At 66.8% G+C, this 12,530-nt stretch carries 11 protein-coding genes; 1 reads left to right on the forward strand and 10 read right to left on the reverse strand.

Annotation, left to right across the window (positions count from 1 at the left end; genetic code table 11):
* The 10 genes from KME75_RS46350 to KME75_RS35075 form a co-directional block, all read right to left on the reverse strand.
* A partial coding sequence (locus KME75_RS46350; protein WP_308283372.1) for a DUF6444 domain-containing protein occupies positions 1-170 on the reverse strand: 170 nt, incomplete at its 3' end.
* A gap of 31 nt (positions 171-201) precedes the next feature.
* Positions 202-444, reverse strand: a complete 243-nt coding sequence (locus KME75_RS35035; protein ID WP_219419236.1) for a hypothetical protein — start codon at positions 442-444, stop codon at positions 202-204.
* A 23-nt stretch (positions 445-467) separates the two neighbouring features.
* Entirely contained in the window at positions 468-1,538 is a 1,071-nt protein-coding gene (locus KME75_RS35040) for a hypothetical protein (protein WP_219419237.1), read from the reverse strand.
* A 34-nt stretch (positions 1,539-1,572) separates the two neighbouring features.
* Positions 1,573-3,783 (reverse strand): alpha-amylase family protein, encoded by a 2,211-nt coding sequence (locus KME75_RS35045; protein WP_219419238.1) that lies wholly within the window; start codon positions 3,781-3,783, stop codon positions 1,573-1,575.
* Between the two features lie 53 nt (positions 3,784-3,836).
* Positions 3,837-4,442: a DUF624 domain-containing protein gene (locus tag KME75_RS35050; protein WP_219419239.1), complete on the reverse strand. Its 606-nt coding sequence runs from the start codon at positions 4,440-4,442 to the stop codon at positions 3,837-3,839.
* 88 nt (positions 4,443-4,530) lie between these two features.
* Positions 4,531-5,385, reverse strand: coding sequence for a carbohydrate ABC transporter permease (locus KME75_RS35055; RefSeq protein ID WP_219419240.1), 855 nt, complete (start codon positions 5,383-5,385; stop codon positions 4,531-4,533).
* A gap of 69 nt (positions 5,386-5,454) precedes the next feature.
* Positions 5,455-6,396 (reverse strand): carbohydrate ABC transporter permease, encoded by a 942-nt coding sequence (locus KME75_RS35060; RefSeq protein WP_219419241.1) that lies wholly within the window; start codon positions 6,394-6,396, stop codon positions 5,455-5,457.
* Positions 6,397-6,508: 112 nt separating this feature from the next.
* A complete protein-coding gene (locus KME75_RS35065; protein WP_219419242.1) occupies positions 6,509-7,705 on the reverse strand; it encodes an ABC transporter substrate-binding protein in 1,197 nt (398 codons plus the stop codon).
* Between the two features lie 234 nt (positions 7,706-7,939).
* On the reverse strand, positions 7,940-10,552 hold the full coding sequence (locus KME75_RS35070) for a hypothetical protein (protein WP_219419243.1): 2,613 nt from the start codon (positions 10,550-10,552) through the stop codon (positions 7,940-7,942).
* 461 nt (positions 10,553-11,013) lie between these two features.
* On the reverse strand, positions 11,014-11,787 hold the full coding sequence (locus KME75_RS35075) for a transposase family protein (protein ID WP_219419244.1): 774 nt from the start codon (positions 11,785-11,787) through the stop codon (positions 11,014-11,016).
* A gap of 18 nt (positions 11,788-11,805) precedes the next feature.
* On the opposite strand from KME75_RS35075, the gene KME75_RS35080 reads away from it, so the two are divergent.
* Positions 11,806-12,390, forward strand: a complete 585-nt coding sequence (locus tag KME75_RS35080; protein ID WP_308283371.1) for a transposase — start codon at positions 11,806-11,808, stop codon at positions 12,388-12,390.
* Positions 12,391-12,530 lie beyond the last annotated feature (140 nt).

Below are 12,530 nucleotides of genomic sequence, written 5' to 3' on the forward strand. Positions count from 1 at the left end.
GTCGAGGGCGGCTGCGAGGAGTTCCGCGAGGTGCGCCCCAACCGGCGCTTGAGCTCTGCAACCTCGGCCTGTAGCGCCTCGATCCGCGCGGCCTGCTCAGCGATCAGCCGGGCCTGCTGCTCGACCAGCGCGACGAGCCCCTCGCGCGACGGCTGCTCCGACCGGGACACCCCACATGATCAGCACACCGCGGCGGCGAGATCACGCAGCGACACGCCATGAGATCCCGGCCTCGGGACGTGAATGGTTACGGTCGATCACCGCGAGCAGATGCCGGCCCGGCGCGGTGACCCCGCCGCGGTCAGTGTGCCGCGAGCCGCGCACGGTCTTGCCGTCCATCGCGAGCGCGCGCCGCCGCCCGGCCGGTACCACAGCCGCGCACAGGCCCTGCACCAACCAACCGAGCACGGTGTCGAACCGGTCGGCGCCCACGCGCCCGATCACGAACTAGGAGGTCAACGAATTGATCAACTTAGGCTACGCGGCATTGGGTCGTGTTGAGCCTGCGCTCGGGAAGTGGGCGTCTCCCATTGCTGGGACTCGGGGCTCTGCCCCCACGCATGAAGGTCGAGCAGGCCGAGGCCCCGACCGTACCCGGACTCGTCGGACTGCAGGGCCACCATGAAGGCAAGCCAGCGCCCGTCGGGGCTGACGTTGGAGTTCGTCGCCTTCCAGGTGCGGTCCGCAGGCATGGACGTCATGCGAACGCGCTCCTGCGAACCGTCCAGCTTGAGCTTCCACAGATTCTGGGGCGGATAATCCGAGTCGTTGTCGCAGGAGGATTCGAGGCAGATGTGTTCTTGGTCGGGGAAGATGCCCTCCGGCTCGTTGTGAACCATCGACTCGGTGATGTAGGTCGTGAACTCCCCGTTGTCGAGCCAATAGCCCTTGACGACGCACCGGGCATCCGGTGTCACTCCGGCCACCCGCCGGTGCGAGTACTCGGCGAAGATGACTTCGGTGTCGTCGTGCCGGAAGTCCTGCGGCTCGGGCGCGGCTCCCGCGCGGGTGCGGTAGAAAACCCTGTCCTGCCCGAGCCCCGGACCCTCGTCGCCGTAGGCGATGTCGGTGACGTGGCACTCGTGCACGTCCGGGCCGCCGATGCTGGGGTCGTTGCGCCCGGTCACCGCGTAGGTGATCCTCGGCTCCCGGGCGGATACGCCGGCACCTTCAGCGATCCTGCGTCCCAGTGGCTTGGGTGGACGGTTCAGGTTCTTGTCCAGCACCCACAGTTCGGACTCCACCCGCCGGCTGACGTCGCGGTCCTTGAACTTCGCCGGACCGATCAACAGGTAGTCACCGTTCGACAGGATCAGTACCCGCAAGAACGAGTGGTGATCACCAAGGTCTTTGGTCAGGTTGCGCACCTTGTCGGTCGCCAGGTCGATCTCGCAGGCGTCGCCGTAGTTCTGCTCGATGAACGCGATCCGGCTGCCGTCGGCCGACCAGTACGGCCGCTCGCCGTAGTCCAGCAGTTTCTGGTGGAAGGGCGGTGGGTCGTCCAGGACGTGCGGGATGTTCACGCGCTCGTTCGGCATCGATCTGCTCCTTCGGGTTGGTCACGTCCGGCTTCTAGCACAGCGCCACGACTGCGACTTCATGGTCGGTGACAGCGGGCACCTCGAAGGTGACCACGCCGTTCTCTACGGCCGCGGGGACGTCGCTGCCGGCGACCAGCAGGTGTACGGATGCGTCGGCGACCTCGGCCGGCCGCAGCTGGACCCGGAACGGCCCGACACGGATCAGCTCATGGATCGGGGATCGCCAGGTGCCCGCGCTCGTGAGGTTGACCATGTGCAGCACCAGCCTGTCGCGCTGCCGGTACAGCTGGCAGTCGAGCAGACCGGCTCCCTCGACGGACAAGGGCAGGGGCTCCTGCACTGCCCAGCGCACGAGGTTGGCCAGAAGCTCGGCATGGTCGGGATGGTTGTCGCGTCCGAAGCAGCGGTCGACGTCGGCAGGAAGATAGGCCACCCGGCCGCCCGTGGAGGGCTCGTGCAGGACCAGCGCGGCCACCTCGCTTTCGGGATGGCGCATCCACGCCGTTTCCGGCGGGTAGATGGGGAACGGTGAAACGAATGTCGCCAGCGTCTGGGCATCGGGATCGGTACTGACGAACTCCAAACGGCCGGCGAATGGAAGGATGTCAGTGCCTTCGAATCCGTCCAGAACCGCATGCCGCTCACCGGTGACCTCAGGCTCCCCGGGAATCCGCGGACCGTCGTTGCGCCCGCGCCGTGAGGGAGTCAACCGGAGGTGGGTGTGGGCGGACCAGGACTCCCAACCCGGGTCCGACGGTCCGGAGGAACCGTGATGCGCCGCGGTGGCGTGCGCCGCGAAGACGTCCGCCAGGCCGAAGTCCGCGCGCGGGTTCCCCCACTCGTCGTACCGGCTGGTCTCGCCGGTCGCGACGACGCCGCCACCGCGCTCGACGAAACGGCGCACCTGCGCGCACTGCGCATCCGACATCGCGGCGACGTTGGGCAGGACGAGGGCGGTCAGACCCGCCCCGGCTTGGTCGATCGCGTCGGCGTGAACCGGCACGTACGGGACCCGCGCCCGGATGAGGGCGTTGATGACGCCGCGGTAGGGCAGCGCCGTTCGCTCCTCGGGGGTGTCCCGGCCGTAGAAGTCGGTGTTCTCCTGGCTCCACACCACGCCGACACTCGCAACCGGCTCGCGGTCGACGAGGTACTGCTCGTTGGCCTCGTGCCACGCGAACAACGGGGCCGCGGTCCGGTACTGGCGGCGGTCGTCATGGTCGGCCCCGATGTGGTGCCACCAGGGGAGGATGCCACCGGCGAACCCGTCAACGGCCCACATCCGCGCCTCGGGCTCCGGCTTGCTCCCGAGCCGGAACGTCGGCAGCCCGGCGTCGTACATCGCCATGCTCTCCGGGACCAGCTTCTCCCACCCGAGGAGTCCGTGGATGAGCTTCCCCATGTCGCCGTTGCTCTGGAAGCCGGTGGCGTCCTTGCGCCACTGCGAGTCCAGCATCAGGATCTCGGCGCGCTGACAGATGGCCCGGAAGTCGCGGAAGCGCTCGCTCTGCGTCTCGATGCTTCCGGCGTTCATCCCGAGCCACAGGCAGTGGGGGCCGCCCGCCTCCTTGGTGGTGCGGTTGTTCAGCTCCCAGATCTCGATACGGCGGGCGTAGTTCCAGGCGATCCAGCGCCGGTAGGCGTCGGTGTCCCAGTCGTGGGAGCGTGGCAGGTCGAACCCGGTGGCTGCCGCGAATTTCGAGGCACAGTTCCCGCAATAGCAGATGCGCGACCGTTCGAGGCCGCTCCAGCTGTTGTCGGCGAAACCCTCGGGGGAGCTGCGGTCGATGATCTCGCGCAACACGCCCGGCAGGTACTCCTCGTAGTACGGGCTGTTGACACAGGAGATGTACAGGTCACCCGAGCGGTACGGACGGCCCGCGGAGTCGACGGTGAACCAGTCCGGGTGCTCGAGGTAGAAGCGCTCATCGGCGCGGTTGGAGTCCATTCGGGCAAGGACGACCAGTCCCTCCTCGCGGGCGGTGGCGACGATCTCGCCGTACAGATCCCGGTCCCCGAGGTGCACCGCCCGATGGTGCAACGGGAAGCGGCTCGGGTAGTAGGCGACGATCCCACCGGCGTTGACGATCAACCCCTGGACACGGGTCCGGCGCCAGTGCTCCCGCCACCACTCGCCGTCGTAGCGGGCCGGGTCCAGCTCGGTGAGGTTGGTCTGACCCCACCGGTACGTGCGCCGGTACCAGGGCCTCTCGTCGACATTTCCGGCGGAGCGATCAGACACGAATTCCTACCTTTCGTTGACCGGCCCGACGGGCGTCGGTCGATCGAGCGTCGCTAGCCCAACTCCGTGGCCGCGGGGTCTCTCATCGGCTCCGCGGAGCTCAGGTTGCGATGGCAGAGCCGCAACCCGAGATATCCGGTGATACCGGCGCTGAAGATCAGCATGGCCGCGGACACCTGGAACAGGACGGCCGCGGCGATGATGCAGCCGAGCACCGTGGCGATCGTGGAGAACGGGTGCCGGAACGTCATCACGAACGTCTCCCGCAAGCAGCTCCTGATCGCCAGTCGGGGAAAGAGGGCGAGCACCGGCACCAACGAGATGTTCAGCATGGCCCACACCAGCATCAGCCCGATCGTGCCCATCAGCAGGAGCACGGCAGGCGCCGAGTCCCGGGACATGAGGAACAGCAGGTTCGCCAGCAGCAGCACGAGGACGAGTGCCGAGATGGCGCCGACCGGCAGTGTCCGGCGCCAGTGCCGACGCCACTGTGAGCCGAAGTTGTGCAGGAACCGGTCGTCGCCATACATGACCCACCGGTTCAGGCTGTGGGCCATCGCGGTACTCGCGGTCAGCCAGGTCACCACCGGAACGGCGCACAACACCCAGGCGCCGTGCAGGAGGACCAGGGCCGCGACACGGGCCAGGAGGGCGCCCACCCGCCGACGTCCCGTGTCCGGAGCGAGCGCGGTCACCGAGCGCCGCCGACGTTCGCACCGCGTAATGCCCGCACCCGCCCCGTCCGGCTCATCCCTTGAGTCCTTCCATGCTGATCCCCTGGATGAAGTACCGCTGCGCGGCGAAGAAGAGGACCAGGACCGGCACGACGCTGATCGTCGCCCCGGCCATGAGCAGGTCCACCCGGGTCAGGAACTCACCCTGGAACAGGGCAAGGGCGACAGGCAGCGTCTGCAGGTCCCGTGAGTTGAGGAAGATCAGCGGCCCGAAGAGGTCGTTCCACGACTCCAGGAAGGTCAGGATGCCGACCGCCGCCATCGCCGGCTTGACCTGCGGCAGCATCACCTGCCAGTAGATCCGGAACGTCGAGGCGCCGTCGATCTTGGCGGCGTCCTCGAGCTCGTTCGGGATCGTCTTGAAGGACTGGCGCAGCAGGAAGGTGCCGATCACGGGAGTGAGGATCCGCGGCACCCACAGTGGGTAGTGCGTGTCGATCCAGCCCAGGTTCAGGAAGAGTATGTACTGCGGCAGCAGGTAGACGATGCTGGGGAGGATCGCGGTGGCCAGCAGTACCAGGAACGCCGCGTCACGTCCTGGGAAGTTGAGCCGACCGAACGCGTAGCCGGCCAGTGAGCAGAAGAACAGCAGGCCGACGACGTTGAGTACGGCGAGCTTCACGCTGTTGTACAGGAACGTCGGGACGATCCGGAACACCTCGACGTAGTTGTTCCACTGCGGGTCCGTGGGGATGAACGTCGGTGGGATCGAGAGCGTCTGCGCCTCCGTCTTCAGCGAGGTACTCAGCATCCAGATCAGCGGAAGCAGGAAGAGTAGGGCGAGTGCGACCATCGCCGCGTAGTACAGCCCTCGGCCGGTGGCCCGACGCACCTGGGCGGCCGGCGAGAGGCCCTTTCCGGGCCTCACGACCGGAACTCGCTGTCCACGCTGGTTGTCATCGTCTCGTCCTCCTGGTCTCTCCCCGTCGCGCCCTGGCTAGCCGTAGAACACCCAGCGGCGTTGCAGCCGCCACTGCACGGCCGTGATCAGACCGATGAACAGGAACAGCACCATCGCCAGGGCCGACGCGTATCCCATTCGGCCGTAGGCGAAGGCGTTCTGGTACAGGTAGTAGATGTAGACGGTGGTCGCGTTCGCCGGCCCGCCGCTGGTCATCACAAAGATGATGCCGAAGATCTGGAAAGAACTGATGAACTGCGTGATCAACAGGAAGAACAGGTGGGGGGTGAGCAGCGGCAGCGTGACGCTGCGGAGCCGTCGAAATGCCGAGGCGCCGTCGATGGTCGCCGCTTCGGTGAGTGACGTGGGGATTCCCTGCAGCCCACCCAGCAATATGATCATCGGGTAGCCGACGCCCTGCCACACGCTGGTGATGATGACCGCGGGCATGGCCCAGCTCGAGTCGGCGAGCCAAGCCGGGCCGTCCACTCCCACCAAGGAGAGCAATCCGTTGATGACGCCTTGTGACGGGGAGTAGAACCAGAACCAGATGAGGCTCACGGCGACGATGTTCACGACGTAGGGGACGAAGAAGGCCGTGCGGAAGAAGGCTATCCCGCGGATCCTTCCGGTACACAGCAGTGCCAGCCCCAGGCCGAGTCCGATCGACAGCGGAATGAACCCCGCCGAGAAGTAGAAGGTGTTGGCGATCGTCTCCAGCAGGAGCGGGTCATCGGGCATGCGTCGGTAGTTGTCGAGACCGATGAACTCGGGCTCGCTCAGACCGCTCCAGTCCGTGAACGACGCGTAGACGCTGACCATGACGGGTAGGAACTGGAACACGAGGATGCCCAGCACGACCGGCGCGATGAAGAGCCAGCCTTCGAGCGCCTGGCGCCGATGACGCCTGGGTCGGCCCGGCTGGGCGTCCGCAGCGGAAGCACCGGCGGGAAGGCCGTTGGTCACCTTGACTGACAACTGCCGTACCTCCTGCCTCGGCGTCTCCTTCAGGGCGACCGCTCGTCGGCGGATCCCGTCCGGGACAGGCGGCGGGTCCGGGAGCAGCGGCTCGCGGACCCGCCGCGGTCGGCTATCCCTGGGCGAGAGCGTTGTCCACCTGGTCTTTGACGCGTGAGAGGACCTCCTGGACGGACTGCTCGCAGTTGTAGGCCGCATCCAGCTGCGGCCGGTAGAGCTGGCGGGCCAGGGACGCGTTCTCGGGCGGGAAGTTGGGCGAGATCGAGTGCTCGGCTGCCTCGGAGAGAAGGGCCATGTTCTGCGGCGAGACACCCGGCTCCGGCTGGATCGCCTTGGCCGCGGTGCGGTTGAGCGGGACGAAGAAGCCGCCCTCGGCGAAGATCGTGGCCGCCTCCTCGCCACCCATGTACTCCAAGAGTTTCCACGCGGCGTCGGCCTCCGCCTGAGGAGTGCTCTCGGGGATTACGTACAGGTAGAGGCTGCCCTCGTTCACCTGCGCGACGTTGCCGGGTATCGGCGCGATGTCGTACTCGAAGTCGGTCACGACGTTCTGGAGCTGGGCGTTGTTGCTGAAGGCCGCCTCCACCATCGCGACCCGTCCGGAGGCGAACAACGAGATCTCCGCGTCGTCCTGCTGCAGCTCCGACCACGGCGGCTGCACCCGGTGTTCGCACGTCATGTCGACCACCCACTGCAGTCCCTCCGCCGCCTCGGGTTCCGACAGTGTGAACTCGGTTCCGTCCTCGCTGAAGATTCCGGTCTCCGAGCCGTTGTTGATCGACCACGTCTGCTCGTAGCCCGTGTCCTGGTAGACCGTCGCGCCCCACCGCTGACCGGGAACGGTGAGCGCCTCGGCCGTGGCCAGGAAGTCCTCCCACCTCCATCCCTCGTCGGTGTACTCGGTGGGAGGCAGGTCGACGCCGGCCTCCGCGAACATGTCCTTGTTGTAGAAGATCACCCGTGGTTGGACGCCCACCGTCCACGCCGTGTAGGTCCCGTCCTCCTGCGTGCCGAAGTCGTACAGCGCCTCCACGTACTGCGACTTGTCCAGTCCCTCGGTATACTCGCTCAGATCCTTGAGCACGCCTTCCTGCGAGAAGCTGCCGAGGAAGTCGTCGTTCATGCGGAAGATCGTCGGAGCGGTGCCCGCGCCCAGCTGGGTCTGCATTCGGGTGTCGTACTCTTCGCCGAACGGAATCTGTGGCGCCAGCTCGACGTTGATATCCGGGTTCTGCTGCTCGAATTTTTTGATGACCTCGCCCAGTGGGGTATCGGGGATGGCGATCCATTCCTGCAGGGTGATGGTCACGGGCCCAGCGGCGCCCCCCTCTTCCGTCTGGTCTGCGTCGCCGCCACACGCCGCGACGAGCAACAGCACGGCCGCCCCTGCGGACAGTCCGCGGGCTGTTCTCTTCGTGCTGAATCTGTTCATGGTGCGATCTCCATGCGTCCCGGAGTACGGGTGGATGTAGGCATCGGCATCTCCTCGGCGGTCGGCCTGGAAGTTGTTCTGGATCGAGGCGGTAAGCGCGCACACCGGTGATCACCGCTGCTGGCGGATGATGTGGTACGGCTGGTTCGCCAGCGTCTCGTCAAGCCCAGGATGCAGCCAGGCGTCGCCCGACTCGTGATGCACGGTGAAGAAGTAGGCGAGGGGATAGCTCGAGTCGGTGTAGCTGCCGGGGATGATCGTGCGGTACCGCCCATCGGTTGGGCTCATGTCGATGGTGCGGTACTCCTCGCCCTGGTTCAAATGGCGGTAGTACAGGACGATGTGTCCCCGCAGGGATCCGTCGACCTCGACCTCGACTGGAAGATCCTCGCCCGGGAAAAACGATGTGGCCGGATCGTGACTCAACCGAGGCCTGGTGTCGGGGGTAATGGTAGGGATGGCGGTTTTCGGCTGGACGCCCTCGCGGGCGGCATTCTCGTACTCGCTCTTCAGCGCGGTGAGGTCCTGATCGATCGCAGGAAGCCGGTCGGCCCAGTGCCCGTGCTCGGACAGTCGGTTGCCGAAGGTCACATCGGGGTGGTAGATCCCCGTCGTGATCCGGGCGACAGCGGCGAACGCATCCCGAGCGGTCTGGTAGTGCTGCACTGCCTGGGCGAGATGGTGTGGATCCTGTGTCCGTTCGTATAAGGCGTATGACAGTCCGGCGCGGTTCTTGCCAGCGAAGAACCTGGCGAGCCCTGCCTGGGATGCGACATCGATCGCCATTCGCCGGAAGCCGGGCGCCTTCGTGTCCGGGCTTTGCGCGTTCGCCTTCTGGAGGTGCTCCTCTGCCTGCTCGGCAAGGTGCTCGAGCCATCCCGCGGTCTCATCGGGGGTGTACCTGCCGGTACATCGGCCTGCCAGAAGGTTGTCGGCATAGTCGTTGATGCGCTCGAAGAGCATCGGGTCGAAAGAGCTGATCCCGCCGAACGTGGTTGGCTCCACGGTATCAAATTCATAGTGGTCGGAGCGGGCACCGTTCGCAATGGGCATGTTGACGTACATCTCGGGCCAATAGCCATTGTTGGACGCACCCAGGCCATGCACCGTCGTGATGAGCGGGAGTACCCGGCTGGCGAATCCCAACGCGTGTTCTACGTGCTCAGCGGACGCGCCGAACTCACTGACCAGGTACCTTCGCCAGGAGGACGGGCTCGCGTCGGGGTCGTACAGGAGCCGTCCCCAGAGACGATAGGTGTACAGGTACTTCTTCCAGTCGTCCCGGCCGAGCCGTAGAGCGGGATCGACATAGGGGTCCCGCCCGTCCGGCACGCCTGATGCCTTGCGGCCCTTGAAGGACAACGGCTCGCACAGCTCGACACCGAGCGCTCCGCCGATCGTCCCGAGGCGACCGTAGCCCGCGGCGAACACCGGATCACCCCAGAGCAGCAGGCGCTGGGTCCCGGGCCAAAAGCGGAAGATGACGTCGAAGCCGCGGTCCTCCCGGAGAAAGTCGCCGTACCCGTACCGGGTGAACCGCCGCTGGTGTGCGGTGAGAGCCCGCAATCCGGTCCCCGGCGTCGCCGTCGCCTTTTCCTTCTCCCGGACCGAGGCTTGGTGGTACGGAAGCCCCTGGTGCTCTGCCCAGTACTTGGCGGAAACCACCACAGGCGAGCCTGTTTCGCGCGCGACGTCGATCAACCCCTGGTCGACACCCTTGGCGTGCATGTCGAGCTCGATAGGGCGGTCCACGGTCGTGACCGCAGCCATCACGGTCCGCCAGAACTCGTGCCCCGGCTCGGGCACACCTCCCTCGTAGTGCACGCGCAGGGTGAGCCCGTCGATCGACGGGCAGCAGCGGAGCAGCGCTGCCAGTGCGGCCGCGCAGTACTCGGCGTGCCGCTCCGGCGTGAGGCCGGTGATCGGGTACGCTGGGTCGGGGCTGTCGAGCATCTCGTATGCGTGGTTCCACAGCCCGAGCTGGAAATGAATTCCTCGTCGCTTCGCCTCGTCGCTGATGAACCGCAGTGTCTCAAGATTGCGATCACGCTCGGAGTCGGAGACGTTCTCCGCTCGCACCTCGTAACCGGGTACGTCGAGCAGGAACGGATAGGCGAAGCAGAAATAGTTGTCCCGCACGTCGGGGTCGTGCGAGTAGTTGTACTGCATGCCCAGGCCGAGCTGGAGCCGGTTAATACGGTGAGTGGCCAGCTCGGTCAGGTACTCGTCCCAGAACGTTCGGTCGTCGAACCACGACTTGTCCTCGACATCGCTGACAAACAGCCGGGAGATGCTGCGCACAGGCGTGGCCGGGCGCTGGCTGGTCGGCCGTACCGACCGAAGAGCGGCGAGAGAATCTTCGGACAGGCCGGCGACATCGGCCAGCTCGAGGAGGCCGTACGCGAGGCCACGGGGGTCCGACCCCACCACGCTCAGCCCGTCTGTGGTCCGCAGGATCGCGAACGACTCACTGACATCGGGCACGCGCATGCCGTCCCATGGCAGGTGCTCGGCTCCGGGGCCTTGAGTCAGCGCCACCCCGATCCGCAGTACATCGCCGGTCGCCTGAGCCGGCGCTCCCAGCCGCAGGCCCGTCCCGATCAGCACGTCCGCCAGTCGGTCGATGGCCCACTGGGCTGTCACGTCGCTTGCGACGGCATCTTCAGCCTCGACGATCACGTCGACGCCCGCAGATTCGTCTCCGTTGAGCGACTCCGCGCCCATCGTCCCTCCAACCTGGCCTCGATGGCCCTCGGCGAGCGTCTCAGCGGCCGGTGCCGAAGCCCGGTAGGTCGTACGGGCGGGAAGATGCTTCGGCCTGACCAGCTGCGGACGATCACACACCCTGACGATCAAGCCACCGGGCGGCGTCGCCAGGAGCCGCGTAATGGAATCTTTCATCCGGAATGCGGAACGTTAGATGCGCCAGGGGTGGCGGGTCAATAGGAAGACCGCTCCGATCCGGGTTCCGCAGCTGCGGGCTGTTCTGAGCGCGGGCCGCAGCGTCATCGCAGGTCGTCCCTGAAGGAGCGGGGCAGGTAAACCCCGGGTCAACCCCCATTGTTGGTGTAGTTGATCTTTTCTTGTCGGTCCTCCGCGTGCTTGTGGGCGTGTCGAAGTAGGCGGCGGGGCCAAGGAGCGCCCGGAGGGCGGCCCGGTAGCAATGAGCCTTTTCCAACCTGCGGTCAGGCAGCGATGATCAGCGTCTGGACGGCCTTGGCGAGGGTCGTTGCCCGGCTGGGGCTGGCGCGGATCTTGCGGAGGATCTTCCAGTTCTTGAGCTTGGAGTTGGCGCGCTCACCGGGCCCGCGCTGGCGGGCGTGGGCGGTGTTCACCTCGCGCTGATTGGGCGGCAGCGGCCGGTAGCGGTGGGTGTCGGGATCCAGTCGGCGGCGCCGGTACGGAACGCGGATCGCCGGGCCGCCGCCCTGGTAGGCGGTGTCGGCCACCGCGCGCACCCCGGCGCCGTTGATCGCGTCGATGATGCCGTGGGCGCGGGCGGCGCCCATGTCGTGCCGGGCCCCGGGCAGCGCTGGTGAGGCCCAGATCAGCCGGCCCGCCGGATCGGCGATCACCTGCACGTTCACGCCGTGACACTTGTGTTTGCCTGAGTAGTAGGGTCGGTCCTGGCCGCCGGTCATGCCGACCCGGTCGATCCGCAGCAGCGTGCCGTCGATGATCACGTAGGCCTTGCCTCGGGCGACCTGGAGCGCCTGCTCGAGTGTGGGCGCCTGTGCGGCGAGCAGGTCGAGCGCCTCGCGCACGTAGCGGTAGACCGTCGTGGTGCCGATTGCGAACCCGCCGGCCAGGTCGGCGTAGGTCTCGCCCTTGCGCAGGTAGGCCACGACCAGCAGGGCTTGCCGGCCGGCGTTGAGCCGCCGCCACCGGGTCCCGAGCGTGGCGCGTCGCTCGCGGAGCAGGTCGGCGAGCATGATCAGCGCGCGGTTGGACACGGTCATCCCCGAGGGGAGGTCCGGGTGATCACCGCCCAGGTCACGATCACCAGCAGCGACGGCCGCCGGGCGGAGACCTACCGGCTGATCACGACCGTGCTCGACGCGGGCGTGCCCGCGGTCGAGATCGTCGAGCTCTACCACCAACGGTGGGAGATCGAGACCGCTTTCGCCGAGATCAAGGCCGCCAGCCTGGGTGGGCGGGTCCTGCGCTCACGCACCCCGACCGGGGTTACGCAGGAGATCTACGCCCTGCTGATCACCCACCAGGCGCTGCGCATCGCGATCAGTGACGCGACGCTGGACCGGACCGGTGTCGATCCCGACCGCGGGAGTTTCACCGTCGCCCTGCACGCCGCGCGTGATCAGCTCGTTGCCGCGGCCGGTGTCATCGCCGACACCATGATCGACCTCGTCGGCGTGATCGGCCGCCGTGTGCTCGACCAGCTGCTGCCCGCACGCCGGGTCAGTACCAACCCGCGCGTGGTCAAACGTGCGATCTCCAAGTACGTGGCCAGCACCGCCAAGGGCCGACATCGCGGCCCCAGCCGTCCCGCGACAATCACCATCGACATACAGCCGATCTTGACGCAGCAGCCATCGGCCTAACGAACGGCTTGGTACTAGAGCGTGTCCCTTGGATCATGGGACGGGGTCGCGGAGCCAGATCCTGATCGAGGCGACGTCGATGGTTCCGCGGAACATGTAGTCGCGCTTGTCGTAGCGGGTGGCGACCGCGCGGTGGCCCT

This window comes from Pseudonocardia nigra (genome assembly GCF_019396355.1).
GTDB lineage: Bacteria > Actinomycetota > Actinomycetes > Mycobacteriales > Pseudonocardiaceae > Pseudonocardia > Pseudonocardia nigra.

Coding starts and splice junctions, on each gene's coding strand:
- KME75_RS35070 (WP_219419243.1), bottom strand. CDS start 10,552: ATGGGCGCGGAGTCGCTCAACGGAGACGAATCTGCGGGCGTCGACGTG.
- KME75_RS35040 (WP_219419237.1), bottom strand. CDS start 1,538: ATGCCGAACGAGCGCGTGAACATCCCGCACGTCCTGGACGACCCACCG.
- KME75_RS35075 (WP_219419244.1), bottom strand. CDS start 11,787: ATGACCGTGTCCAACCGCGCGCTGATCATGCTCGCCGACCTGCTCCGC.